This window comes from Agarivorans sp. QJM3NY_25 (genome assembly GCF_050870875.2).
GTDB lineage: Bacteria > Pseudomonadota > Gammaproteobacteria > Enterobacterales > Celerinatantimonadaceae > Agarivorans.
In genome coordinates, this window is record NZ_CP194041.2 from 673820 (window position 1) to 699232 (window position 25413).

20 protein-coding genes are annotated in these 25413 nt (G+C 47.7%); 11 read left to right on the plus strand and 9 right to left on the minus strand.

Annotated elements, in window-relative coordinates:
* The first annotated feature begins 54 nt into the window (after nucleotides 1-54).
* The 6 genes from ACRRSW_RS03080 to ACRRSW_RS03105 all read left to right on the plus strand — a co-directional run bounded on the left by ACRRSW_RS03080 (nucleotide 55) and on the right by ACRRSW_RS03105 (nucleotide 7714).
* Nucleotides 55-1668, plus strand: a complete 1614-nt coding sequence (locus tag ACRRSW_RS03080; protein WP_432461092.1) for an ABC transporter ATP-binding protein — start codon at nucleotides 55-57, stop codon at nucleotides 1666-1668.
* Nucleotides 1668-2609, plus strand: coding sequence for an ABC transporter permease (locus ACRRSW_RS03085; RefSeq protein WP_432460856.1), 942 nt, complete (start codon nucleotides 1668-1670; stop codon nucleotides 2607-2609). The genes ACRRSW_RS03080 and ACRRSW_RS03085 overlap by 1 nt, the downstream gene beginning before the upstream one ends.
* Entirely contained in the window at nucleotides 2606-3556 is a 951-nt protein-coding gene (locus ACRRSW_RS03090; protein WP_432460857.1) for an iron chelate uptake ABC transporter family permease subunit, read from the plus strand. Before ACRRSW_RS03085 ends, ACRRSW_RS03090 begins: the two co-directional genes overlap by 4 nt.
* Complete coding sequence (locus ACRRSW_RS03095; RefSeq protein ID WP_432460858.1) at nucleotides 3553-4329, plus strand: iron ABC transporter ATP-binding protein; 777 nt, start codon at nucleotides 3553-3555, stop codon at nucleotides 4327-4329. The genes ACRRSW_RS03090 and ACRRSW_RS03095 overlap by 4 nt, the downstream gene beginning before the upstream one ends.
* On the plus strand, nucleotides 4326-5333 hold the full coding sequence (locus tag ACRRSW_RS03100; RefSeq protein WP_432454679.1) for a siderophore ABC transporter substrate-binding protein: 1008 nt from the start codon (nucleotides 4326-4328) through the stop codon (nucleotides 5331-5333). The genes ACRRSW_RS03095 and ACRRSW_RS03100 overlap by 4 nt, the downstream gene beginning before the upstream one ends.
* A 113-nt stretch (nucleotides 5334-5446) precedes the next feature.
* On the plus strand, nucleotides 5447-7714 hold the full coding sequence (locus ACRRSW_RS03105) for a TonB-dependent receptor (protein WP_432460859.1): 2268 nt from the start codon (nucleotides 5447-5449) through the stop codon (nucleotides 7712-7714).
* A 389-nt stretch (nucleotides 7715-8103) separates the two neighbouring features.
* On the opposite strand, the gene ACRRSW_RS03110 is transcribed toward ACRRSW_RS03105, so the two are convergent.
* On the minus strand, nucleotides 8104-8574 hold the full coding sequence (locus ACRRSW_RS03110; RefSeq protein ID WP_432460860.1) for a GNAT family N-acetyltransferase: 471 nt from the start codon (nucleotides 8572-8574) through the stop codon (nucleotides 8104-8106).
* A 590-nt stretch (nucleotides 8575-9164) separates the two neighbouring features.
* Here ACRRSW_RS03110 and ACRRSW_RS03115 point away from each other — a divergent pair.
* Together ACRRSW_RS03115 and ACRRSW_RS03120 are read left to right on the plus strand one after the other, a co-directional pair.
* Nucleotides 9165-10058, plus strand: a complete 894-nt coding sequence (locus tag ACRRSW_RS03115) for a LysR substrate-binding domain-containing protein (protein ID WP_432454676.1) — start codon at nucleotides 9165-9167, stop codon at nucleotides 10056-10058.
* Nucleotides 10059-10583: 525 nt separating this feature from the next.
* Nucleotides 10584-11471: a LysR family transcriptional regulator gene (locus tag ACRRSW_RS03120; protein WP_432454675.1), complete on the plus strand. Its 888-nt coding sequence runs from the start codon at nucleotides 10584-10586 to the stop codon at nucleotides 11469-11471.
* 226 nt (nucleotides 11472-11697) lie between these two features.
* Here the strand turns inward: ACRRSW_RS03120 and ACRRSW_RS03125 are convergent, their stop codons facing one another.
* The 4 genes from ACRRSW_RS03125 to ACRRSW_RS03140 form a co-directional block, all read right to left on the minus strand.
* Nucleotides 11698-13503: an ABC transporter ATP-binding protein/permease gene (locus ACRRSW_RS03125; protein ID WP_432460861.1), complete on the minus strand. Its 1806-nt coding sequence runs from the start codon at nucleotides 13501-13503 to the stop codon at nucleotides 11698-11700.
* A gap of 417 nt (nucleotides 13504-13920) precedes the next feature.
* Nucleotides 13921-14346, minus strand: coding sequence for an NUDIX hydrolase (locus ACRRSW_RS03130; protein ID WP_432454673.1), 426 nt, complete (start codon nucleotides 14344-14346; stop codon nucleotides 13921-13923).
* Nucleotides 14347-15438: 1092 nt separating this feature from the next.
* A complete protein-coding gene (locus tag ACRRSW_RS03135) occupies nucleotides 15439-15906 on the minus strand; it encodes a Fur family transcriptional regulator (protein WP_432460862.1) in 468 nt (155 codons plus the stop codon).
* A gap of 28 nt (nucleotides 15907-15934) precedes the next feature.
* A complete protein-coding gene (locus tag ACRRSW_RS03140) occupies nucleotides 15935-16543 on the minus strand; it encodes a DUF1826 domain-containing protein (RefSeq protein WP_432460863.1) in 609 nt (202 codons plus the stop codon).
* 294 nt (nucleotides 16544-16837) lie between these two features.
* On the opposite strand from ACRRSW_RS03140, the gene ACRRSW_RS03145 reads away from it, so the two are divergent.
* From ACRRSW_RS03145 to ACRRSW_RS03155, 3 genes are read left to right on the plus strand one after another with little or no spacing between them, the layout of a single operon-like run.
* A complete protein-coding gene (locus tag ACRRSW_RS03145) occupies nucleotides 16838-17590 on the plus strand; it encodes a metal ABC transporter ATP-binding protein (protein ID WP_432468446.1) in 753 nt (250 codons plus the stop codon).
* Nucleotides 17583-18479: a metal ABC transporter permease gene (locus ACRRSW_RS03150; RefSeq protein ID WP_432460865.1), complete on the plus strand. Its 897-nt coding sequence runs from the start codon at nucleotides 17583-17585 to the stop codon at nucleotides 18477-18479. The genes ACRRSW_RS03145 and ACRRSW_RS03150 overlap by 8 nt, the downstream gene beginning before the upstream one ends.
* Nucleotides 18476-19390: a metal ABC transporter substrate-binding protein gene (locus ACRRSW_RS03155; protein ID WP_432460866.1), complete on the plus strand. Its 915-nt coding sequence runs from the start codon at nucleotides 18476-18478 to the stop codon at nucleotides 19388-19390. The genes ACRRSW_RS03150 and ACRRSW_RS03155 overlap by 4 nt, the downstream gene beginning before the upstream one ends.
* A 279-nt stretch (nucleotides 19391-19669) precedes the next feature.
* On the opposite strand, the gene ACRRSW_RS03160 is transcribed toward ACRRSW_RS03155, so the two are convergent.
* From ACRRSW_RS03160 to kduI, 4 genes are all read right to left on the minus strand, one after another.
* Nucleotides 19670-20836, minus strand: coding sequence for an oligogalacturonate lyase family protein (locus ACRRSW_RS03160; protein WP_432454662.1), 1167 nt, complete (start codon nucleotides 20834-20836; stop codon nucleotides 19670-19672).
* A 66-nt stretch (nucleotides 20837-20902) separates the two neighbouring features.
* A complete protein-coding gene (locus ACRRSW_RS03165; RefSeq protein ID WP_432454661.1) occupies nucleotides 20903-22669 on the minus strand; it encodes a sodium:solute symporter family protein in 1767 nt (588 codons plus the stop codon).
* Nucleotides 22670-23480: 811 nt separating this feature from the next.
* Nucleotides 23481-24257 (minus strand): IclR family transcriptional regulator, encoded by a 777-nt coding sequence (locus tag ACRRSW_RS03170; RefSeq protein WP_432460867.1) that lies wholly within the window; start codon nucleotides 24255-24257, stop codon nucleotides 23481-23483.
* Nucleotides 24258-24381: 124 nt separating this feature from the next.
* Complete coding sequence (gene kduI, locus ACRRSW_RS03175) at nucleotides 24382-25221, minus strand: 5-dehydro-4-deoxy-D-glucuronate isomerase (RefSeq protein ID WP_432454659.1); 840 nt, start codon at nucleotides 25219-25221, stop codon at nucleotides 24382-24384.
* Nucleotides 25222-25413: the final 192 nt, after the last annotated feature.

Here is a 25413-nt window from a genome sequence, read left to right on the forward strand (position 1 = left end):
ATGACCGCATTGGTGCCGGTGCTGCTCCATCTGTTGGGCGGCGATGTGCCGCAGATGGTGCCATGGTTAATCGTGCTACTGAGCGGCTTAGTTATTTGCTGGGTCTTGCGGCGCTACGTGGAGCAAGCTGGTGTTCGAGTGGGGGTGGCTATCTTGCGGGGGGCACGCCATCGCCTCGGTAACCATGTGGCAGAATTGCCAGTCGGCTGGTTCTCGCCACAGAATACGGCTCGACTTAGTCACGTTGTTACGCAAGGGATGATGGCCGTGGCTCAGCTTCCGGCACATGTGTTCACCCCAGTCATTGCTGGCGTGGTTACGCCGATGGTGCTGGTGGTCGCTTTGTTTACGCTGCACTGGCCATTGGGCTTGATTGCGTTGTTGGCCTTGCCACTACTGACGGGAGTGCTTGCCCTCACCGCGAAGCTCTCGCGCCGCGCCGATGATGCCTTTCATCGACATTTTGCCGATACGAGCCAGCGGGTGGTGGAATTTGCTCAAGCTCAGTCTGTGTTACGTGCCTTTAACGGTGAAGGTGGTGGCATGCGCTTGCTGGAGCAAGCGCTAGAGCAGCAACGCCAATCGGCAGCGCGATTGATCTGGCTGTCGGCCGGGTCAACGGTCCTTAATACTTGGGCCGTGCAGGCGGTGTTTGCCGGCCTACTGCTCGCAGCATCGTGGTGGTTGAATAGACACCTTGAGGGAGGCATGGCCACCAGCAGTATCGCTGCGGTCATCGTCGCCCTGTTGCTGGTCAGCCGCTTTATCGACTCGCTGCTGGAAGTGGCCAGTTATAGCGAGGTGTTGCGAAGCGCGCGTGGCCAGCTGGATACGATTGGTGAGTTGTTTGCGGTTGAAGCCTTACCGCAGCCTCACATATCGCAGACACCGCGCGATGCCTCGGTGGAACTGCGAGCAGTACATTTCTGTTATGCGCCAGGCGAGCCTGATGTATTACGCGGGGTGAGCATTCGTCTCGAAGCGGGCAGTATGACCGCGTTGATCGGTGAATCCGGCTCCGGAAAAACGACCCTGGCTCGGCTCGTGGCGCGCTTCTTCGACACGACTCAAGGCAGCGTACTGGTTGGTGGCGTGGATGTTAAACAGATGTCCAGCACACAACTGACAGCGCAAATCAGCCAAATCTTTCAGGACAACTACCTATTTATAGGCAGCATTGCTGAGAATATCCGCATTGGCAAACCCGATGCTAGTGATGCCGAGCTGCTCGAGGCGGCGCGCTTGGCAGGTGTCGTCGAGATCATTGAGCGTTTACCACAAGGGCTGGATACCCCGGTTGGTGAGGGCGGGGCGCGTTTGTCCGGTGGCGAGCGACAACGCATCGCCATCGCCCGTGCGCTCCTCAAAGATGCGCCAATTTTGCTGGTCGATGAGGCGACTGCTGCGCTAGATGCTGAAAATCAGGCGGTGATTGCCGAGGCGTTGGCACAGCTGCGCGGACGATGCACGCTGCTTGTGATCGCCCATCAGCTGTCTACGGTGGCAATGGCTGATCAAATAGTGGTACTGGAAAAGGGCCTGATTGTCGAGCAAGGAACACCGCAGCAGTTGCGCCAGCAGCAAGGACAATACACGCAGTTCCTCGGTCAGCGCAAAGCTGCAAAAGGTTGGCGTATTGCTGCCGCATCAGATGGCGTGGATTACTGATGCGTGCCAGTCTATTTGGCGTGTTCTGCCTGCTTTGTGGTACATCGTTGCTGCTCGGAGCCCAGCAAATGGCATGGTCTCAGGTGTTTTCGCTATCCAGTGATACTTGGCTGACCTTGACCGCGAGTCGGCTGCCACGCTTGGCGGCGTTGGTGCTAACCGGTGTCGGGCTGTCGGTCTGTGGCGTGATCCTGCAGCACATCGTGCGCAACAAGTTTGTCGAACCAGCCACCTCGGGGGGGCTGGATGCAGCCAAGCTCGGCATTTTAGTGGCATTAACCGTGGCACCGAACACTGGGACTGTAGGGCGGATGTTGTTCGCGCTGGCCTTTTGCTTCGCAGCAAGCTTGATCTTTGTGGCGATTATCCGTCGCATTAAATTCAAAAACTCGATCCTGGTCCCTGTGATGGGCTTGATGTACAGCGGTGTGCTCAGTGCTATCGCCGAATTCTATGCTTATCGCAACAACATACTGCAAAGTATGCAGGGCTGGTTGCTGGGTGATTTTTCTAAGATTGTTCAAGGTAACTACGAAATCATCTACCTGATCCTCCCGATCGTGGTATTAAGCTACTTGTACGCGCAACGCTTCACGGTGCTGGGGATGGGGGAAGGCATGGCGACAAGCCTAGGACTGAACTACTCGGTCACGGTGAGTCTGGGCTTGATGCTGGTGGCCGTCACCGTGTCAGCCACAGTGATTACCGTGGGGGCAATTCCCTTCGTTGGTCTGGTTATTCCCAACCTAGTCGCACTGCACTATGGCGACAACCTCAGTCACAGCTTGCCTGTGGTTGCGCTGAGCGGTGCATCACTGTTGCTGGCCTGTGACATTCTCGGTCGGGTGCTGATCTACCCATTCGAGGTGCCTATTGGCTTAACCGCAGGCGGTGTGGGTGGCGTGTTATTTCTGGTGTTGATCTTCAGGAGGCTGCGATGAAACGCATCACTTCTGGCTATGCTGTGTGGATGATAGTCATCGGATTGGCTATCTGCTTCTTGTTGTTCCGCTCGGGACTCGATTTTGATTATGTGATTCCTAAGCGCTGCTCCCGATTGGTGGCGATGCTGATTGGTGGCGCCTGTGTTGCCTGGTCATCGATCGTGTTCCAAACCATCACCGGCAACCGGATCTTGACGCCAGCGACCATGGGTTACGAGGCGGTCTATCTGCTATTTCAATCGCTGCTGATCCTCGTCATAGGGACGCAGAGTCTGGTGGTACTGGGGGCAAACGGCAACTTTTTATTATCAATCGGCTTGATGCTCGGCTACTCCTGGGTCATCCATCGCTGGCTATTCCGAGAGGGTCAGCATGATGTGTATTTGCTGTTGTTGTTGGGGCTGGTACTCACGATGGTGATCAGCACCTTCACCTTATTTGTTCAATTCCAGGTCAGCCCCGGTGAGTTCTCGGTACTGCTCGGCTTTAGTCAGGCGTCTTTTGGCAAGGCAGAGCCTGAGCAGTTACTGCTTGCGTTGATGCTGGTTGGCGCGGTGTGGATGGTTGCATCTAAGACCTTGCCAACGCTGGATGTGCTTTCCCTGGGGCGCGAGCAAGCGGTCTCTCTTGGCGTAGATTACCAGCGCTCGGTGCGGCTCTACCTTGCTTTGATCGCCGTACTGGTGGCGGTTTCGACGAGTCTGCTTGGGCCTACCGCCTTCATGGGCATCTTCGTTGCCAATACCAGCTATGCACTGGCTGGTAGTTTCAAGCATCGGGTCACCTTAGCGACTGGCTGCGCGATTGCGGTTGGCATATTTATCCTGGCCCAGCTTGCAGTTGAACACATTTTTAATTACCGAACTACCGTCGGCATCTTGGTCAACCTGGTATGCGGCGTCTGGTTTCTGGCGCTGATGATGCGCAAGCGAGGAACGACATGATTACCGTTAATCACCTTTCCAAAGCTTATGGTGACAGAACCGTACTTTCCGATGTAAATCTGCGCTTCCCAGCGCAGCAGCTCACGTCGCTGATCGGCCCCAACGGCGCGGGTAAAACGACCTTGTTGATGACGATTGCCCGGCTGCTAAAGCCAAGCCATGGCGATATTTTGATTGAAGGTTGTCGAGCATCGGAGCTGCCTATTGGTGACTACGCCAAGCGTGTCGCTACCTTGCGCCAGTCACCGGATTTTAACTTGCGGCTAACGGTTGAGGAACTGGTCGGCTTTGGCCGCTTTCCGTATAGCCGAGGCGCGCTGAATGCTGATGATTATCGGGTGATCGACGAGGCCATCGCCTTCTTGACGTTGGAGCCGCTCCGTGAAGCTTATCTCGACGAACTCAGTGGCGGGCAGCGTCAGATGGCTTTTTTAGCCATGACGATCGCTCAGCAGACACCGTGTCTGCTGCTGGATGAGCCCTTGAATAATCTCGACATTAAGCATGCCGTGCAAATTATGCGTGCGCTGCGTCGTTTATGTGACGAGCAGGGGCGCACAGTCATTTTGGTGGTACACGATATCAATTTCGCAGCCAATTACTCCGACCACATTGTGGCGATGAAGGGCGGTGCGGTGCATTGCTCCGGCTCGGTGTCGGAGGTTGTGACCGAGGCGCGGTTGGGTGAGCTATACGAGCTAGATTTTGAGATCGCGCAAAGCGAGCGCGGATGCCTATGCAACTACTTTAACCCATTAGGAGAACTGAAATGAGTTTCAACCACCGACAAAGGCATTGGGCCTTGGCTTTGCTGATGAGCGTCACGTTCGCCATACAGGGCTGCCAGCCGCAAGCCGAAGAATCGGTAGCAAAAAGTGCACAGTTAGCAGCGACTAGTCAGTCTTCGTTACCCGCCTATCAAGCGATTACGATCCAGCACCAACTGGGCAGCACCGTGATCAACAAGTTACCGCAGCGGGTGGTTGCTCTAGATATGAATGAAGTTGATTTTCTCGATCAATTGGGGATTCCGGTTGCAGGTATGCCCAAGGATTTTGTTCCACATTTTCTTGCGAAGTATAAGAGCGCTTCGCAAGTGGTGGATACAGGCGCGATTGTTCAGCCCAATCTGGAGCGGGTACATGCGGCCAAGCCCGATCTGATCCTGATCACTTCACTACAGGCCAAGCATTATAAAGAACTGAGCGAGATCGCCCCGACCATCCACTTCGACGTGGACTATCGGGATAGCCGAGTTAGGCATATCGAGGTTGTTAAGGAACACCTTCTGAGCTTGGGGCGAATCTTTGGCAAACAAGCACTGGCCAAGCAGAAAGCCCTTGAGTTAGAAGCCAAGGTTGAAGAGGCTAGGCGCATCATCCAAGGTCGTCCCGAAAAGGCCTTGATCGTGCTACACAACAACGGCGCTTTTAGTTCCTTTGGGGTGCAGTCCCGCTACGGCTTTGTATTTAATGCGCTGAATGTAAAGTCGGCCAGCCCGAAGGGCGCAACCGGCTTACATGGTCAACCAATTTCCAGTGAGTTCATCCGGCAGGCCAATCCAGACGTGATTTACATCGTGGATCGCACCGCCGTGATGGAGCACCGATCAGCTTTGAACGCCGAGACGCTCGGTAATCCCTTACTGCGGCAAACCAATGCTTGGAAAAATGGGCGCGTCGTTTTTGCCGATAGCGAGGCTTGGTATGTCACGGCAGCCAGCCCTAGCTCTTTAGCGCTGATTATCGATGATGTCGTTGCTGGCTACCAAAACTGAGTCATTTTAGCGGGTCTCGCGGAGCGTACCCAAAGCGTAACAATCTCATTTGAAAGCATATTTTTATCACCTAGCGGTGAGCTAATTCAATTTAAACTTGAAAGGAGTCAGACATGACAAAACGTCGATATAAGCATCGTAAGCAAGGCCTTGTGCGGCAGAGCGCGTCTGCAAATTCTATATTTGCCGCTCATTCTCCCGCTGTCTTGAACCAAAAAAAACTGCTTCTCGGGCTCACGCTCAGTGCCTTGACGGTGGTGGCATCACCAGCACTGGCGCAAACCAGCGATAAGGAAACCAATGCCAATAAGCAACAGACCTCGTCTCGTGCTGCTGAAGATGTGACCGTTTTATCCCCGCTGAAGGTGGTTGGGGCAGCCCCCTACGCCGGAGGACAGGTGTCTACTAGCGGTCGTATGGGTTTGCTCGGCGACAAAGATTTTATGGATACACCGTTTAATACGATTAGCTATACAGAGCAGTTTATCGCAGATCAGCAAGCTAGGGATATTAGTGAGGTGATCGCTAAAACCGATCCCACGGTGTTTATGAGTGGCATCCCAGGTGAAAGTAACGAAGGCTATTCGATCCGCGGTTTGCCATCCAGCGTTGGTGATGTGACGATTAACGGCTTGGCTGGCATGGCGGCCTATTATCGCAATTCGCCGGAAATGTTCGAACGTGTCGAAGTACTCAAAGGACCTTCTGCTTTGCTTAACGGGATGCCGCCGAAGGGATCTGCGGGGGGCGCAGTTAACTTGGTCACCAAGCGTGCCGGTAACGAGGCATTAACGCGCTTTACGCTTAATTACATGTCTGACTCGCAGTTCGGTGGGCATGTCGATCTAGGTCGTCGCTTTGGCCAGAAAAAGCAATTTGGGATCCGTTTTAATGGTGTGTATCGTGATGGCGATACTGCGGTGAATACGCAAGACAAAAAAGTCTCGCTAGCTTCACTCGGGCTGGATTGGCGCGGCGATCGGGCGCGGCTGTCGGTCGATCTTTATCGTAGTATGGAGCGCTCGAATGGTTTGACTCGGGGGATCACTCTAGCTCCCGGTTTGGCGGTACCCACACCACCAAGCCCCGATGTTTCGTGGAACCCGCCCTGGGCTTTCTATGAAAGTACCGATAAAGGTGCCATGCTGCACAGCGAATACGATCTAAGTGACCAACTCACAGCTTATGTGGCTGGGGGGATTAGCAAGACCGAATTTGACTCAAATATGGGCGCTGCTCAAGTATTTAATGAAGCGGGAGACTTTCGGATTAACTTCAGTGGCGTGTCCGACAAAGTGGAGAGAAAGTCGGCAGAAATTGGACTGAAAGGTCAGCTTCGAACGGGTCCGGTGGGCCATCAGTTTGCGCTTAACAGTACCTATTACGATGAAGATTATCAGTTGAACGGTTTTAGAAACCTTTTGCCGAATGCTTGGGTGACAAACATCTACAACCCAGTATGGGGTCCAGAAGTCGAACGTCCTAGCAATATCCCTGCGATTACCAAAACCGATACTCGCTTGACCAGCTTTGGCTTAGCGGACACATTGTCGGTTTTTGATGAGCGGCTACAACTAACGCTTGGCTTACGCCGTCAACAGGTGAGCAATGACAGCTATAACGGTGCAACCGGACAGCGGATAGGGCTTGCTTATGACGAAAGCGCCATCACGCCGGCAGTGGCTGTTCTTGTTAAAGCCACCGAGAAAATGTCTGTTTATGCGAATTATATTGAGGGGCTTAGCCAAGGTGCGATGGCACCCAATACAGCGGCAAATGCGGGTGAAGTGTTCGCGCCCTTCAAAACCAAGCAGAAAGAGTTTGGATTTAAATTCGACTTTGGTGAATTTGCCCACACGCTTAGTTTGTACGAAATTGAGCGTCCGAGCAGCTATACCGACCCCGTCTCCAACGTTTTTTCTTTCGGAGGGGAGCAGCGTAACCGCGGAGTGGAATGGGGTTTCTTCGGTTCACCGCTGGATAGCGTACGCTTGATGGGGGGGATTGCCTACTCGGATCCAAAGGTGATGAAGGCTGCTGACCAAGCCAATGAGGGCAAACAGGCAACGGGCGTGCCTAAATGGCAGGCGAAGCTGGGAACGGAGTGGGATATACCAAGAATGCAAGGCCTAACATTGACCGCCAATGCAAACGCGGCTTCCAAGCAGTATCTTAGTGCAGATAACTCGCTATCGGTTTCTGGCCGTACCGTGTACGACCTCGGCGCTCGTTATGTCACCGAGCTATCGGGTCGTCGACTAACCATGCGAGCTGCGGTGACCAATTTGACCAACAAGGCGTATTGGGCAAAGCCTAACTTCACCAGCTTGGCGATGGGCGCACCGCGAACCTTCCAGCTCTCAACAACGCTGGATTTCTAGCTAAGCCATTAATATCGTGATCAAACCGGCATGGCCATGAAGCGAAGCATCGGCGGCTTTTGATTGCCATTGCAGGAAAACGCCAGCGGCCACTGCCTTTCATGGTGCCAAGGTGAACGACCGTGGGAGGCTAGTTTATCGCCTATTCGTCGGGGATAGTTCGTCGGCGATAGTTCGGCCGCTGTGCTTGCTTGGTTAAGCGGGATCTAAGGTGTTGTTTGTGTATTCGGTGATTTCTACGGTGGGGTTTAACGGGCGTAACTTGAGTTGCGGGAAAGGTGAACCCCACACGCTGGTTCTGCCTCATCAACGAATAGCAACGTGTTAGACCCGCTGCTCTAACCGGTCTATATAACGATTGAAAAAATACTTTAAGGCCCTGCTTATTGTTATAGCGGTTGGTCTGCGAGCAGTTTTGTCATAAAGCGACTATTGGGATCTTCTGTGTAGTCGGAGAAAGGCCCACAATAACTAAATCCAAACTTCTCGTATAGGCTTCGAGCCGGTTTGAAAAACGCCTGTGAACCCGTTTCTAAGCTTACCTTCCGATAACTATTTTCAGTGGCAACATTTAGCACATGAGTGAGGAGTTTGCTGGCAACACCAGACTTCCTGGCAGAATGAGCGGTTCTCATCGATTTCAGTTCTATATGTTCAGATGTAAGTTGTTTGATGGCCAAACACCCTTGTAACTCGTTGCCTAACCAAGCGCTGAAAAATGTAATTTCAGGCGCTTTGAGGGCGTCGACATCAAGCGCATGGACACTTTCGGGGGGAGAGGTGGCATACATATCTGCAAGATGCTCTTCCAATAACTGAATGACCTCACCACCGGATAGATCGTCAATGATTATTTCCATCTTTTGGTTTTTACTCCATTGGTATAATTTTTATTGGATAGCGAAGCATATTAGATAGCGAAAGTAACAATTTGCATCGCTATGATTTGGGCAATTTCGTTAATGCTTAAAGCCGTCGCTTATTCATATGAGTCAAACAAGCTACCAGCATTTTCAATTGAGTCACAGAAACGAGTCCACCTACGCCAAACAATATCATCTGTAGAGGCTCGCTTAAGTGCTAAAATCCCTTGTGGGGACGCAAAGCCCATCATCAAGCGTTTGTCTTGCCAAGCCACAGTAATGCTTCTGCTTAATTACCCATTAGTTCAAATTATAAAAAGCTAGAAAAATGTGTTGTTTGTTCCGCTTCAGTATATAGCCCTATATCTTTTTTAATATAAGCGTTTAACTGGCTGATTAGAGTTCTATTTTTATTTGTTCTTATAATAAAACACTTAAGTTTCAATCGATTAATTAGACTTATTCTCTTGGTTTGCCTACGCGCCAGCATCAATTTAACCTTGATTCCATATTAGATATGACTATTATCAAGCTAATAAAGGACTATTACGAACAACAATTTATGACAGGAACTATAAGTACAGCTTATGGACAATCGACTGCGTTATCTTTCCGCACTTCGCTACTTTGAAGCGGCATCTCGACTAAAAAGTTACAGTAAAGCTGCCGACGAATTGTTTGTCACTCAAGCCGCAATCAGCCAAAAATTACGACAGTTGGAAGAGCGCTTAGGGTGTAAATTGTTTATTCGTCGTGGGCGTGAAATGCAGCTAACCGACAAGGGACAAATACTTCAAAAGTATGTCACCGATGGTTTTAAAAATTTAATCACCGGACTGAATCGAATTCAAAACGAACCCTTGGAAGGTGTACTCAATGTGAGCGCTCCTCGTTCATTTTCGACACGTTGGTTGATGCCTCGATTGTGGAAATTTACGATGGAGTACCCACATGTTCCAATTCGAGTGCAAACGGTCAAAGCGATCGATATTCGCCACACCGAAACCGATGTATTAATTTGGCAGGGAAATGAGAGTGTTGCGCACCTTGATTTAGAGCAAGAAACACTATTTGAAGAAGCGATTTTTCCTTATTGTTCTCCACAACTTGCTAAATCAATGCAGTTTGAGCACCCAGCACAACTGCTCGATTGCTGGCTGATTGATTTTCATTCTGCCTCTTTCAGCTGGGATCAATGGTTTCATCGTGCAAAGGTGAGTGCTAAAAGAGAAGCACTTCAATGGATGGAAGTGAGTACTTTTGATATGGCTATCAACGCCGTTGTCGGCGGCCATGGTGCATGTTTAGCGACGGAAAGCATTTCCGCAGATTTTGTTGAACGAGGTTTATTAGTTAAGCCATTTGATATTGGATTGAATCCAGGTATTTGCTATTCCGTGATTAGCGATCCTTCTTCCTCACGTGTGCGACGAATCCATGCGTTTAAATTGTGGCTACACAAAGAACTAAATGGCCATTAGTGGCGTTGTTGAAAGTGGTTGCTGTAAGCCATATAGAGCTGCCTGGCTATCTAAATAATCTGGCCAGTAACTCTCCGTATAAGTTGTCCATTTGAACGTTTAAAGTTCATCGCTTTTGATGAACTTTTGTACCTAATGGCAAATTTGCCATAAACATTAAACGCTGACGGGTGTGACCGATATCTTCCAGTATATGATCATCACAGCTAAGCAGAGCTAATAATACATGTCTGCGCCGATAGGCTGCATAGCAATCCCTCAATGTCTGAATACATCGCAGTAGATGTCGTTTTGCTAGAGCTTTTTCTTGTCTAGGTCTCGTTACAATGGCTGATTGCTTGGTCATCACACGGTCATCTTTAGGCATAGTTATGTCCCTTCTTCTCACAATTAATTTCCCACAGTATTTATGGTTAACAACAGACGATTGAGTCGCGTTCCTTGATTAGATGATGATTTTCATTCATTGTTTAATCAAACTAAAAATACTAAACTCATCGTTCAGAAAAACTTAAGGGTTGTCACATGGCTTTGCTTGCAAACACGCCGCCATTATTAGAGTTCGATTTATTAAGATCTTTTGTAGCAATAGCAGAAAGTGGTAGCTTTACCCGTGCGGCAAAGCAGGTTTTCCGTTCTCCTGCTGCTGTTAGCATGCAGATTAAACGTCTTGAAGAAACACTGGGTAAAAGCTTATTTATTCGCGAGGCGAGGCTGGTTCGTTTAACTCCGGAAGGAGAGTTATTACTCAGCTATAGCCGTCGTTTACTCAAATTGAATGAACAGGCAGTAAGCCAGTTTATTGCCCCACCTATTGAGGGAACGGTCTGTTTTGGTTCACTAACAGATATGGCGGTTGGCATATTGCCAATGGTATTAGCTCAGTTCGCGCGTTCTCACCCAGCTGTCGCGGTAAATGTCATCGCAGGTAGCAGCACCGAGTTGTTGCAGCGCTTAGATAGAGAAGAGCTCGATATGGCTTTGTTTACTGCTGGAAATATTGGTCAGGATCCAACTCGTGGAGAAATTGTTTCCACTGAATCGTTAATTTGGGCTAACCGTAGTGGAGGGCTGGCTGCTGGGAAACACCCTTTGCCTATCGCTGTTGCCAGTCATGGTTGTTGTTGGCGCGCAATGGCGCTCGAAGCTCTGGATAAGCAAAGCATTGATTACCGTATCGCTTATACTTGCGACTTTAGTGCTGGCATGTATGCCGCAATGGAAGCCGATCTCGCCATCGCGGTTATGCCACAAAGCCATCTGAGAGCGCCCTTTGTTCAAGTTGATGGGAGCCATGGTTTGCCTAAGCTTGGTGAGTATCAGTTACGATTTGAACACCGTAAGGACTTAGGTTCTGCGGGCAATGTCTTAGCAAGTTATATCGTTGATGCCTTGAAAACTCAGATGGTTTAGCAGATAAGCGCGACGGCTCTGATGAGGCCATTGAATTTACGACGTATTTTCCTCATAAAGGCATCTTAAATCTTATTCATGCTCATCAGCTCACTTCAGTAAACACAATTACCTAGACACGCAATCGAAATGTTCATCGGCCCCTTTTGTATTAAGTAACTATTGGGATGGCTGCTTGGATACCCTCGCGGTTACGGTTGGCTTCCAGTTTAAGCCCTATAAGCGGTTATTGATTATGCTTAAATTGCAGCGCGACTAAGCGTTGGTATAAGTCGCAGCTTTTCATTAACGACAAGTGATCGCCGGTGTTGACTAAACGGCCTTGATCTAATACCGCAATTTGCTCGGCATGCTGAATGGTTGCAAGGCGGTGTGCAATAATTAAGGTGGTTCGGTTGCGCATCAATTCTTGTAAGGCTTGTTGCACATGGTGCTCACTCTCGCTGTCTAATGCGCTGGTGGCTTCATCAAGTAGCAATATACTGGGGTCTTTTAGTATGGCTCTGGCGATAGCGATACGCTGGCGTTGGCCACCAGAAAGCCTTACTCCCCGCTCTCCAAGGTGGCTTTTATAACCTTGGGGTAAGTTCATGATAAACTCATGAGCATGCGCCTTTTTGGCGGCTTCAATCACTTGCTGGTCGCTAGCTTGCGGGTTGCCGTAACGAATATTGTGAAAAACATCGCTACTAAATAACGCAGGCTGCTGTGGCACCAATGCCATTTGTTGGCGCAGCGCTGTTGGATCTAGCTGGCGAATATCTACGCCCCCAAGCGTGACCTTACCGGATTGAGGGTCGTAAAAACGTTGCAGTAGTTCAAACAGGGTGGTTTTACCTGCACCAGAGGGGCCAACTAGCGCCACCACTTTACCTTGTTCGGCTGTTAAACTGAGTTGCACAGTGGCCGCTTGATCGGGCCGCGAAGGATAGTGGAAAGACACCTTGTGAAATGCGACTTCGGCCGCTAGCCCCGCCGTTGAGATAATATTTTGGCTCGGCGCTACAATATGACTGTCGACTTGGAGTATTTCTATTAGCCTTTCTGTTGCCCCCGCGGCGCGTTGCAACTCGCCTAACACCTCAGAAATAGTAGCCAAGGAAGATGCGACCATAATGGCGTAGAATACAAACGCGGCTAAATCACCGGCAGACATGACGCCGTTTATTACATCGCTGCCGCCAACCCAAAGCATTCCTGCTATGGCACCAAAGACAATCAAAATCACGCCAGAGATTAAAATGGCGCGTTGTTTTACACGCTGGCGACCTATCTCAAAAGCCTTTTCTACTTGGTTGGCGAACAAGGCTTTTTCTTGGGCTTCGTTGCTGTAACTTTGTACGGTTTTAATGTGCTCTATTGCTTCGCCTGCGTAGCTTCCTACATCGGCCATAGAATCCTGGCTTTGGCGTGACAAGGCTCTAACTCGGCGTCCATAAATCAATATAGGCACCAGAATAAAGGGCACCGAGGCTAATACGATAAGGGTAAGTTTTATGTTGGTGGCAAACAGCATGATGATCGCGCCCACACACATTAATGCGCTGCGCATCGCCATTGAAAATGAAGAACCAATAATGCTTTGTAGCAAGCTGGTATCGGTCGTGATGCGAGACATCATGTCGCCACTGCCGTTGGTTTCAAAATAACTGGGGTGCAAAGTAATCACATGATTAAACACCGCCAGCCGTATATCGGCACTCACGCGCTCACCCACCGAAGACACCAAATAAAACCGAAAAAATGTGCCTATGGAAATAAATACCGTGAGCGCAAGAATAAATTTAATCGCGCTCCCCAGCTCTTGCAGCGATTGTTGGGCAAAACCTTCATCAATCAAAATTCGCACCCCATATCCTACCGACAGGGTGAGCGATGCGGTAAACATTAGCGCCAGCAGTGCCGCGGTTACTCGGCCTTTGTAGGGGCGAATGAATCGGACTAACTCAAACAAAATACGCAGGTTTTTGTCTTTTGCTGCGGTGTTCGTCTGTGCTGTTTGAGTGCTTGCATTGGTGGTTTGGGTTTGCATTGCTACGCCTTTATATGACCCAGATACAGAATGAAGATTACACTGCGGCTTAGGCAGCAAAGGTTTAATTTTATGGCTTTATCATATAGCAATGGGGCCATTGCCCCCAATAGCAAGCCTTAGCTTCGCAGAGTTGAAGGATTCATTACTTGAAGAGCCCCAATACACGCTTAAGTTATCGTAGTTCTGGGGATCAACGAATAGCCAACGGCTAACTGCAAGCGGTTTGGCTAAGGCATGCCTAGCCACTGCCGAAGCAATAAATAACACCCCTAGTTTAAATGTCCATCGTCACCTTTGTATTGACTAAGCATTGGAATGGCTGTCTGGTTATTTTTCCGAACACGCCCTGTGCAGAGCCATATGTAGGGTATTGGTAAGCTTAGATACCACTGGCTAGCCGATTAGGTGGATACGCTATCCTGTTTTAACTTTTAGTTGGCATAAAACTTTTTCTAATAGAAATGGTTGGATCTTTGGGTAGGTCAAGTTAGCTGGCATACGATTAAATGACTTTACTTCTGCAGTTTCAAAATCTAGTGAATCACCATAACTGTGAATTTCTGCGAAAAACAGCCCGCCAAAAGTAGTGGCGTCTTCAACGCTTACGGAGTAATTGCAGATTTCAAGAATAGAAAAATCTTTTGCCCCTGTTTCTTCTATAAGCTCTCGGCTTGCCGCCTCAAAAGCGGTTTCCCCGGTTTCAATATGTCCACCGGGGGCTTCCCAAGTATTCCTATTTTGATGCCTTACATAAACAAAACCATGCTGATCTTTCGCAATAATTACCGAAAATTTTAAGTCTACAGAGTTATCTAATTCGTGAAATTTAACTACCATCATTTGTCCGTTGGTTTAATGGCCGCCCTATGCGGTGGCTTTGTCGTTGATTGCTTTGTGGTAGTGTAGCGTTAAGCCGCAGAACGAGCGATGGAAAAGTCGCTCGCCGTATGGCAACTTTAAAAGACGGTTTTATTTGATAAAGAGCTCAATGCTGCTCACTCGTTCTATATCCGACCGGACTTAGCAATGGTGGCGCAAAATCAGAAGCCACCACTGGAATACCAAGGCTTGTATTTTAAACGTTTCAGAAAATGCCCTGTGCAGAGCCATATGTAGGGTGTTGTGGGGGCTGGAGGATAGACACCTTCTACTACCCGATTGAGTGCATGCTCTATCTACAGACAGTCACTGTAGATAGAGCATGCACCGAAAATTGTTAAAAACCAACTTGAAGGTAGAGCAAGAAGAAAGTAGATGATGCTTAAAGGTCTGCTACTTTTTAGGAACTGTAAAGCCGTTGCACCTATGAATGAGAAAGAGCTAATACGCTATAGGCAATAAAAGCTGATCTAAAGTTGAAGCCATATGCGAACGGCAGCCAAGTAATAATTGGCAGAAATGGCGTGACTACAACAACCAAATACAATCCTAACTGCTTGTTACTTGGCACTTACTCTCCTAGACACTTAACAGCTTCTTAAAAGGAAAATTTCCTTGCTATAACAAAGAAATTTCGCTTCTCTCTCCCATTTATTGTTCAATACAGTATCACTGCCTTATAGTGATTTCAGCAAGATAGAGCAAAAATTGATAGTTAAATCATGACCAAAGAATGCGATAGCTGGTGGAAACAAGGAATTGCATGAACACTGTATATCATTTTGGTTTTTTAGCGTAAAACGATTAAAAAGCTAAGGTAGTGGCGATGTTATGGGAAACATTCTTCAAGCCCTTTGCTGCACGGGGTCGGGCAAAAATGGATAGCGGATATCTGCCGAATTATGTTGATAAGGCTAAAAGTGGTTAAAGATTATGGCCACGGTTTTAACGCGATGCTTGGCCGCGAACAAAGCCATGATGCAAGCCGAAGCTTAGCCTGCTCTGCGAGATCGGGGAGCACTTTCTAAACAACTTGAAGGTCGATATGGCTTACTAGACTTGACTCGATTTGCAATTGTCGCAAATACATTCAAGCTCGAGCTGAGGGCTAAGAAGATGGTAGCCAACATCTTTTGCGCGAAGCCCTATTTCGTCGATTAGATGCTGGGGAATGGTGATTTCTTTCACCTGTTGGCATTCTCGACAGATCAGAAACTGGGAAATTTGATGGTGACATTGGTCGTGAATATGCGAGCAGGCAACAAATTTGTTTTGCGAACCTAGTTTATGAACTAACTGATGTTGCTCGAGAAATTCAAGGATCCGATATACCGACATGGGCAGCATAGACTGCTCGGTTTGTTGGTTATACAGATCGAGTATTTCGTAGGCCGACAGTGGCTTGTTGGCGTTTAGCAATACCCTAAGGATCTGCTCTCGTTTTACGGTTAAGCGAGCACCGGAGTCTTTGCATCGGCTCATCGCACAACTCACAATGGCTTCATTTTTTTGTTGCGTCATAGTGACCTTAAATTATCTGTAAACCAAGCTAACTCGCAAAATCTAAACTTAGTAATAAGCGAGGATAAAGCTCATTTGAGGTGGGCGAGCGGTGGAACAAACCATGCTCGCTATCGTCCTCCCAACCTTGTTCTTTTAGCAGTGCAACGGCAAACAAAGGAATATTATGAACCGCAGGTGCTTTTGTTGGACTGCTTGAGCCGTTACGGCTTGCTAAATCACGGTATTCTGTGCCTGCACCTAGGTAGCTGACCAGTAACCGACATGGTACCTGATCGCAATGAAATTTAGGACACATGCTTTGCTCAAGTTTGACCAAACGCAAACCGATATGCTCCAGTTCGAACAAACAGCTGAACATGTCGCAGATGAGCACCAGATCTTCAATCAGAGCTGCACGTCCTGGCCCCGCAGGTAACTTCTGGCTCATATAGTCCGACACTTCGCCAACGCTTAGGCGGGCAGTGATCCCCCGAAACATGCTGTGACTGGCAACCAGCGTTTGTGCATAGTCGAGAATGTCTGAGTCGGTATCGCGCAGCCACACCGTAAGTTCGCGTTTGCTGTCATAGATTTCGGTTAATACCTCGGGGGTGTTTGCTTTACTGGTCAGCGTGTCGCTGATTTGCGCATTCATTGTTTCAAGCCCGCTTTCGATTGCCGTTCAAGATCTAGGCAATGCTGGAAGCCAAGCCCATGGGTGATTGGTTGTATGTGGATGATTGGTTTTTTGGCAAACGCGGGATAGTTAAATATCAAGGCTTCATCCTCTTTACTTTATGATTGATTGAATGATATGTTACATCGTAACATTATGTAAAGAGATGGTGAAGTCATGCATTTTTATTTTCACGGTATTATTACTCGGCTATTCCCTTTTGTCTTGCTGGCGATTGGCCTGAGCGTATTGACTTACTGGGTCGCTTAAAGCATGCAAGCAATCATTTCTATGGATCATTTAAGCATTGGTTATCAACCACATCAGCCGATAGTGAGTGACTTAAATGCTGCTATTCCAAACAATGGCATGTTGGCATTGGTTGGCTCTAATGGCGCAGGAAAGTCTACTTTGCTTAAAACGTTATTGGGGCTGATTAAGCCCTTGAGCGGTCACTTGAGTTATCAGATTAATCCACGACAAGACATCGCATATTTGCCGCAGCATTTAAGTGTAGAACGGAGCTTTCCGATCGACCTCAAAGCCTTTGTGAGTACAGGCTTGTGGTCTGAAACGGGTTGGTGGCGTTCGATGCGGCCTTATCAGCAACAGGTGCAACAAGCACTGGCACAGGTGGGCATTGAAGATTTAGCCACCAGCTTACTAAGTGAGTTGTCGGGTGGCCAGCTGCAGCGAGCTTTATTTGCTCGCATGTTATTGCAGCGCAGTAAGCTGTTACTTCTCGACGAACCCTTTAATGGCGTAGATGAACCTACGGTTGAAGTGTTACTACATCAGCTTAAATGCTGTCAGCAAAATGGTGCCACAATCGTGGCTGCAGTGCATGATCTTGAGTTGGTGAAGCAGCACTTTGAGCACTGTTTGTTGTTTGATGCTGGTGGTATTACGCAAGGTCGTAGCCTGCAATTATTCAGTTCAAGTTGCTCTGGGCAGGCGGATCATCCGCTGCAGGAGTTAGCAGGGTTTACGCCTAACCAACCATTATCGGGAGCAGAGTATGCTTGAGTTGAGCGAGATACTTTTTGCCCCGTTTATTGACTATCAATTTATGAGCCGAGCGCTGTTAGGTTGTGCAACATTATCGCTGGGCTCTGCGCCGATCGGGGTATTTTTGATGTTGCGTCGTTTGAGTTTAACTGGCGACGCTATGGCTCATGCTATCCTGCCTGGTGCTGCCTTGGCTTATTTAATGTGCGGGCTTTCCGTGTTAGCTATGACCATTGGCGGTTTAATTGCGGGTTTGCTGGTGGCCATGTTAGCTGGCGCAACCGCGCTTAAAACCAATAGCAGTGAAGACAGCACCTTAGCCGCCTATTATTTAGGCTCGTTAGCCTTAGGGGTACTGTTAATTTCAGCCAAAGGTAGCAGCATCGACCTGCTGCATGTGCTGTTTGGCACCGCGCTAGCATTAGACAATACCGCGTTAACGCTACTTTTACTGATCTGTTTGTGCAGCCTGCTCATCCTCACTCTTATCTATCGGCCACTGGTTCTCGAATCATTAAACCATGACTATCTGGATGGCTTTGGCAAGAGCGGAAAAATTGCACATTTGGCATTCATGTTTTTGGTGGTTGCGAATCTGGTCGCTGGTTTTCATGCCCTTGGAACATTAATGGCAGTCGGTTTAATGATTTTGCCTGCCTGTATCGCGCGATTTTGGACCCGTAAGCTCGAACCCATGTTGTTACTGTCGATAGCACTGAGTATCAGCGCTTGCTGGGCTGGCTTATTGTTTTCCTATTATTTTGGCTTTGCCACGAGCCCTAGCATTGTTCTTTTACTCACCGTTGGCTATTTGCTTTCGGTTATTTTTAGTCCACAAAATGGTTTGTTGACGCGTCATCAATGCAAGCAAACCCCTGCCCATCAACATAAGGATATGCAGTTATGATTCAGAGATACCTTGTCACCGTATTCATTTATTTTTCTATATTTATACCGACCTTAAGTATTGCCGCCCCGGTGAAGGTGGTGACTAGCTTTAGCGTGTTGCAAGATCTTGTTCAGCAAGTTGGAGGTGAGCAAATACAACTCACGAACCTTGTGGGTGCCAACGGTGATGCCCATGTCTATCAACCGTCGCCTGCAGATGCGCAAGCCGTTGCAGAGGCCGATTTATTGGTCGTGAATGGTTTAGGCTTTGAGGGATGGATGGATCGTTTGGTTGGATCTTCAGGATTTCATGGACTAAAAGTCACCGCTTCAGATGGCATTCATGTGATTCACCTTGAGCATCATCAAGATGGAGACAGTGAGCACCAAGAGCATCACCATGGAGACTTCGACCCCCATGCTTGGCATAGCGTGGTGAATGTGCGTACTTATGTAGAAAATATTCGTCATGCTTTAGTGACCGTGGCACCGCAGCATGAGGCTTATTTTAAGCAAAACGCTGCACTTTATCTAAAGCAACTGACTCGATTGCAAACTGAGCTTAAGGCGCAAATGTCGCAGATCCCAGAAGATCAACGTCAGGTGATTACTTCACACGATGCTTTCGGCTATTTGGCTCGAGATTATGGCTTTCACTTTACTGCACCGCAAGGCATGAGCACCGAGTCGGAAGCTTCAGCGGCTGAGGTTGTCGCTATTATTAAACAAATTCGTCAACAACATATCAAAGCGGTATTTGTCGAAAATATTTCAGATCCTCGTTTAATCAAACAGATCGCACGCGAGACTGGCGTGAAGATTGGTGGCGAATTGTATTCGGATGCTTTATCCGCAAAAGATCAACCCGCCGCAAGTTACATTTCGATGATGAAATATAATGTAAGCACCTTGGTGAATGCGCTTCGCTAGTGATGATAAGTGGTACTGGAAGATAGTGCCACTCACAAGGTCCATTGATGCGAGAGCAGACGGGCGCGATTCGGTGTCACTGAGCGGTTGTCCCTTCAGCCATTTATCTTCGGGATATTTTTCAGTGAGAGAATATCCTCGATAAGCCCAGCATCGATGCTGGGCTTTGGTTTTTCAGCGCGAGGCGATGCAATGTAACTTGTTTGCCATGCAAAATAGTTTACATAAAAAAGCCCCCGCGAAGCGGAGGCTTGTTGAATTGAACGGCGAAGCGCTTAATTAGGCTTTAAATTGTTCTGGAAGTTCTGCGATGTAAACCGCTGGAACACCTTCAAAATCACTGGTAAATAATACCCCGTCATCATTTGGCGTAAATGATGGGTGAGGGTGAGTGATTTGACGGTCGCCGCCTAATACTTCCCAAGAGGAGTTGTGCTTGGCCAACTTCTTAAAGCTCTTGTTTTTGGTGTTCATCACGTACAAGAAGGGGTCGTTCTCGATGTCATAGCTGTCGCCATCGGCAACATCTACTGGTGCATCACAACCGTCACCAACCATCAGTGAGCCATCGAAGTTGCTCATTAGGTGTGAACAAGGTGGCATCACCATTACTTCTTCATTTTCTAAGGTCTCAGGGTTCGCTTGGTAGATCACCCGGTCGGTTTGTCCTTTGAAGTAAGACACGTAGCCCATGGCGCTGCCATCGGGATACCAGAATTCATGGGTACAAGACTCGCCTTCCGCGTGTTCTTTGACTTTACGAACGTTACTGCCGTCTTCATTAACTAACCACATGCGTGCGTCAACAACGTCGTGCGGACCTTCGTGGCAGAAGCCAATCGTTGAGTCATCGAACGGACGGTAGATAGGGTGACCTAACCATGCGTCGGCTTGGTGAACAACGCTCACATCACCGGTAGTAATGTCAACTTTAATCAGGCGACAAGTTGGATTGGTGAAATAGAAGTCGTGGAACATTTTCCAGTCAGTTAGGGGAGCCCAGCAGCTTTTCAGGATCTCAATTCCCACCAGCTTGGTACAATCGCTGTTGGCAACCCAAGTGCCGTAGCCTTTCCATTTATCATCAACGGTGTAAACCACAGTTTCTTCTAGTGTTTCAAGGTCAACCTTCATTAGGTTAAGCTCGTTCTTCACATAGAACATTGCTTTATCGTCGTTGGAAACAAAGCCGCCAAAGGTATTATCGCCAGCACCTTCGGTTAATTGAGTTGCTTTTTGAGTCTCTAGATCCGCCAAGTAGTAGTTGCGATTACCATCAAAATCACCTGCAAATAACAGTTTTTTACCATCTTGAGTAAAGCACTTCTGGTAGAAGTAGTTACGATGACAGGTGATATCTTTAGGAGTTAATCGAGTCACTTTTACTTGGGTATCACTATCTAGAAAAGATTCAAACTCTAGTGTGACGACGTTGCCTTTAGCCATAAATATATCTCCGATAGAGTAAAGGCTGCACTCATACGATAGCAGCCAGTAAATGAAATCATAGAATTATATTGCAGACACCGCAGTCGGTTGTTTCACATCCAACTTCGCGCTCTTCTTCAGGGCGTAGCCCACTGCAAATATTGCTGCCGCACAGGCCAAGAAGAGTAGGCGTCCCCATAATGGATTTGGAATGAATACCATTAGGGTTAGACCAGCTGCCATATAAATTACCAAGCTGCCCAGTTTTGCACGTTGCATCCGATCAACAATGTCTTGTCCTTCTTCTGCGATACATTCCCGGTCTACATCTTCGAAGAAGTCCTTAGTTGTCGCAATATAAGGGTCTTTCGCTTCATTGTAGAATAAGGTTGTGATGCAGAAGAAACCGGCGGTGAAGATCAAGTGTGCTGCAATCGTAATAATAGTGCGTAGTTCGCCTGCTTCACGACCGGTAATGCTATCGATGCCGAACCAAGTGGCTACAAACTGTGGTGTGAAGATTTCGACCACAGACCAAGAGACCAACATACCCACAACAACCGTAGCCCAAGGAGCCCACTTCGGTGTTTTACGAATAATGATACCGAGGAATAAGGGGACTAGGATCGGTGATTGGAGTAGCGTGGCGACTTGCATCATTAGGTCGAATAAGCTTAAGTGCTTCAATGAGTTGAAGAACTGAGCCATCAAAATAACCAAGACACCGTTGACTAAACAAGCGATTTGACCCACACGTAGTAGCTCTTTGTCGTCAGCTTGTCCTTTACGAACAATGGTGGAGTAGAAGCTACGTACAAAAATACCTGAGTTACGGTTAAGCGCCGAGTCCATCGAGGACATTGTCGCCGCAAATAGACCTGCCATGAGTAGACCTACGGTACCTAAAGGCATGGTTTCTCGAGCGAATACCAGATATACCGCATCGCGAGCCTTCGCCCCTAACTCTGGGTAGGCCGCGGCCGCATCAGGATATAAAATGGCTGATGCCCATGGTGGAATAAACCAAATAATAGCGCCAACAACCATCATCACCAGTGCCATTAAAGCGGCTTTGCTGGCGTTCTTAGAATCTTTAGCATTTAGAAAACGGTAAGACTCCTGCATATTGTTGATACTTTGTAGCTGTTTCACCACGAAGAAGATGAAAGTACACACTAATAACAGCGGGTAGTTCATATCGGGGCCCATAATGAAGCCACCGGGGAATTCGTTGATGATTTCGCCTGGGCCGCCAACGGCATAGAGCGCAACGCCTGCACAGGCGATAGAAATCACAGCGACCACTAAAGTTTGAATGAAATCAGATGCGACCACCCCCCATGCACCACTGAGCAGGGATATCACAAGTACCGCAGCCCCTGTGACATAAATGGTGGTAATGATATCGGCATGGAATACTGCAGAAGCAAAAACCCCTAAACCATTCAGCCATACGCCAGCATTAATCACGCTCAAAGGAATGATTACCCAGGTAAAGAATTGCTCATTGGTTGAACCATAACGACGTCTAACGCCTTCGGTTGGGGTGTCGACTCGCATTTGGCGAAAGCGACGTGCAAAATAAAAGTAGGCAAAAACATAGGCGACCATGTTGCCGATAAATACCGCCAGTACCGCGAAGCCATCGTTATAGGCTTTACCAGCAGCACCGGTAAAGGTCCAAGCAGAGAACTGAGTCATGAAAGCAGTTGCTCCCACCATCCACCAAAGCATTTTACCGCCCCCACGGAAGTAATCGCTGGTACTGTTACTTGCCATTTTTTTGAAGATTAAGCTAATCGCAACCATTAGTGCAAAGTAGCCTGCAATGACTAAATAATCATATGTCATGGTTAAATCCTAAACGCTAAATTAATTGCAGGCATTATAGGGTAAAAAAGAAAACGGTATTTGATAAAAATCGAAACATCGGTTCATTATTTGTGTTTTACGTTTAAAATGTGATCTTGATCACTGTGTGCCTGCTTGCGATAATTTTCGATTTTACCTCTCATTATTTAGTCTTTTATCCCCGACAAAGCGTTGTTGTGCCTTGAAGGCGGGGACTCGTTTGCAAATTAGTCCTCCAAGGATTTGCCTTAGAGTTCGATCTGGAACTCTGTTGAATTTCAAAACAGCTAGGTTATTTCATCACAGACGTCGTGTGATGTTTTCATTTAGCTTGTATCGCTTATCTAAACTGCGCTTGGGGCTGTTCTCTGAGTAGAAACGCAATGGTTTGGCATTCCCACAATGAGCAATTGATCCAGAACGTAGATTGATTTGTGCGATTTTAATATTGATCAGTGTGGCAGCGTTTAGGAGTTGCACCATCAATAAATTCACGTGTAAAACAGTATTTCAATAATATTAATTAGCATATTCAATATATATGAATGCATAAAAATAGAAAGTGTTTGCTTGGCAAAGTGTGAAGCTTGTTTAGGCTTTTATACTGCGAGGCCAATGTACTCGTTTAGGCGCGTGTTTTTGTCTGGTATTTGGGCTTGATATTGGGTTGGGGGAGACAGTTCTTGGTGATTAAACATTTGGTTTGCGAATAAGCTGCGGTAGTTGGTTGATTCAGCGAGGCTCATTTTAGAGCAGAGACTCTCGCTTGTTGTGGGTTAACATTTCGGCCAAGGCGATATTCTTTAATTTTTTAAGCCTCAAGGCTCAAATTGTGGCTTAATTTTTTGGCCATTTTGAGTAGTTGCTGTCGGGTATGCTCTAGGTCGTCGACAGGATGATGTACGGTATTTTCATTTAAACTAAGAAACGGAATGGTCGCTACCGCCAGTAACCCGCCGTGAACATTTAAGATGGGTACGCTGATGTTGGTCACGCCGGAAATTTGAGGGCTGGGGCCAACAAAGTAGCCCTGTGCTAAGGTTTGTTCGAGTACGGCTAAAGCCTGATTTTTTTCGTCTGCTGTGTCTTCAAGCTGGGCCAAAATCTGGTTTCGTTGCTGGGGGGTACTGTAGGCGAGTAGGATGATCCCTGAACCAGAATTACAGATACTAAGCTTGGCTCCGAGTCGAAGGCTAAAGCCCATCTTGTAGGGACTTTCTTGGCGAGCGATAACCACCAATTCACCATGTTGATAGTGGCTCAGATGGCAGGATTGATTGACCCGATCACAAAGCTGTTCAAGTAAGGCTGGGGCTTGTTTTAGTAATAGCGCGATAGGGGGGTGTTGATTCGACAGAGTAAACATTTTTAGGGTTAGTGAGTAGGTTGCACTATCCAAGTCATAACCAAGGTAGTTTTTCTGTTCTAGCAGCAATAACATGCGAAATATTTCGTTGACACTACGCCCCAGCTTTTCGGCGATTTGTTTTTTACTCAGCGGTTCGGCTTGGGTGGCGAGTAGCTCAAGTATTTCTAAGCCTTTTTCTAGCGCTGGCGCTCGGTATTCAGGAGAGGGGGTATTTTTCATAGCTCGTTCAGGAAGGTCCTATGCAGGTGATACTTCACGAGGGATCATAGAGATCCTCTGGTGTAATTGAAGGCAGAGTGCCAATTTTGACACTCTGCTTGCCACATTGGAAGCTTGGTTTGAGCTAACGTAGTTGGCTTGTTTCTACAAAATCCATGTCGTCAAAGGTTTGATTCTCGCCCACCATTCCCCAAACGAAGCTATAGTCTTTGGTGCCGCAGCCGGAGTGAATCGACCAGCTCGGCGAAAGCACTAGTTGGCGGTTATTCACCACCAAATGGCGAGTTTCTTGGGGTTCCCCCATCATATGGAAAACGACTTGGGAAGGTTGAATATTAAAGTATAAGTAAGCTTCCATACGCCGTTCATGGGTATGGGCTGGCATGGTGTTCCATACGCTGCCGGGCTGCAGATGAGTGACCCCCATACATAGCTGGCAGGTGTCTAGTACATCTGGGTGGATATACTGGTTGATCACTCGTTCATTGGCGGTATCTTGCGAGCCGAGTTCAATTTTAATGGCGTCATCTAATGATATTTTACGTGAGCTAAATTGCTGGTGAGCGGGGGCGCTAAGACAATATAACAAAGCTGGATTTTCGGGATTTAAGGATGTAAATCGAATGTTTTTTTCACCCTTGGCCAAATAAGCTGCATCTAGATGACCCAGCGTGTACTGTTCGTTATCACTTTCAACCAAGGCCTTACCACCGAGATTGACAATACCTAGCTCGCGGCGCTGCAAAAAAAAGTCGGTACCGAAAGCTTGGTTATCGATAAAGTCTGCTAGCTTGAGTACTTGCGTAATGGGTGATACACCGATCGCGACAATTCGATCAATGTGGCTATATACCACTTGGATCTGATCTTCGATAAAGAGTTGCTCGGTTAGAAATTCCTCGCGTAAGCGAGCGGTGTCAAATTGTTTGACATCTCTTGGATGACTGGCGTGTTTAATAATCATAAGAACCTCATTCAATAATTATATTGAGTGTAGTGTCTATTTAAATATGATCAATTTGATTTGTATATGAATGATGTTTTTGTGAACGCGATCATTGTTGCTTACGATCAATTAAATCAACGGGATGCTGCGTTGCTTGGTATATGCGAGGATTCGGAAGCTGAGTGACGAATGACGAGGTAAGATAATTGG

What these genes read in the sequence shown, in the direction of transcription:
- ACRRSW_RS03125 (WP_432460861.1), bottom strand. Translation starts at nt 13,503, where the DNA reads ATGCAAACCCAAACCACCAATGCAAGCACTCAAACAGCACAGACGAAC.
- ACRRSW_RS03150 (WP_432460865.1), top strand. Translation starts at nt 17,583, where the DNA reads ATGCTTGAGTTGAGCGAGATACTTTTTGCCCCGTTTATTGACTATCAA.
- kduI (WP_432454659.1), bottom strand. Translation starts at nt 25,221, where the DNA reads ATGATTATTAAACACGCCAGTCATCCAAGAGATGTCAAACAATTTGAC.
- ACRRSW_RS03120 (WP_432454675.1), top strand. Translation starts at nt 10,584, where the DNA reads ATGGCTTTGCTTGCAAACACGCCGCCATTATTAGAGTTCGATTTATTA.
- ACRRSW_RS03080 (WP_432461092.1), top strand. Translation starts at nt 55, where the DNA reads ATGGTGCCATGGTTAATCGTGCTACTGAGCGGCTTAGTTATTTGCTGG.
- ACRRSW_RS03140 (WP_432460863.1), bottom strand. Translation starts at nt 16,543, where the DNA reads ATGAATGCGCAAATCAGCGACACGCTGACCAGTAAAGCAAACACCCCC.
- ACRRSW_RS03155 (WP_432460866.1), top strand. Translation starts at nt 18,476, where the DNA reads ATGATTCAGAGATACCTTGTCACCGTATTCATTTATTTTTCTATATTT.
- ACRRSW_RS03100 (WP_432454679.1), top strand. Translation starts at nt 4,326, where the DNA reads ATGAGTTTCAACCACCGACAAAGGCATTGGGCCTTGGCTTTGCTGATG.
- ACRRSW_RS03090 (WP_432460857.1), top strand. Translation starts at nt 2,606, where the DNA reads ATGAAACGCATCACTTCTGGCTATGCTGTGTGGATGATAGTCATCGGA.
- ACRRSW_RS03105 (WP_432460859.1), top strand. Translation starts at nt 5,447, where the DNA reads ATGACAAAACGTCGATATAAGCATCGTAAGCAAGGCCTTGTGCGGCAG.
- ACRRSW_RS03170 (WP_432460867.1), bottom strand. Translation starts at nt 24,257, where the DNA reads ATGAAAAATACCCCCTCTCCTGAATACCGAGCGCCAGCGCTAGAAAAA.
- ACRRSW_RS03095 (WP_432460858.1), top strand. Translation starts at nt 3,553, where the DNA reads ATGATTACCGTTAATCACCTTTCCAAAGCTTATGGTGACAGAACCGTA.
- ACRRSW_RS03110 (WP_432460860.1), bottom strand. Translation starts at nt 8,574, where the DNA reads ATGGAAATAATCATTGACGATCTATCCGGTGGTGAGGTCATTCAGTTA.
- ACRRSW_RS03145 (WP_432468446.1), top strand. Translation starts at nt 16,838, where the DNA reads ATGCAAGCAATCATTTCTATGGATCATTTAAGCATTGGTTATCAACCA.
- ACRRSW_RS03165 (WP_432454661.1), bottom strand. Translation starts at nt 22,669, where the DNA reads ATGACATATGATTATTTAGTCATTGCAGGCTACTTTGCACTAATGGTT.
- ACRRSW_RS03115 (WP_432454676.1), top strand. Translation starts at nt 9,165, where the DNA reads ATGGACAATCGACTGCGTTATCTTTCCGCACTTCGCTACTTTGAAGCG.
- ACRRSW_RS03135 (WP_432460862.1), bottom strand. Translation starts at nt 15,906, where the DNA reads ATGACGCAACAAAAAAATGAAGCCATTGTGAGTTGTGCGATGAGCCGA.
- ACRRSW_RS03130 (WP_432454673.1), bottom strand. Translation starts at nt 14,346, where the DNA reads ATGATGGTAGTTAAATTTCACGAATTAGATAACTCTGTAGACTTAAAA.
- ACRRSW_RS03160 (WP_432454662.1), bottom strand. Translation starts at nt 20,836, where the DNA reads ATGGCTAAAGGCAACGTCGTCACACTAGAGTTTGAATCTTTTCTAGAT.
- ACRRSW_RS03085 (WP_432460856.1), top strand. Translation starts at nt 1,668, where the DNA reads ATGCGTGCCAGTCTATTTGGCGTGTTCTGCCTGCTTTGTGGTACATCG.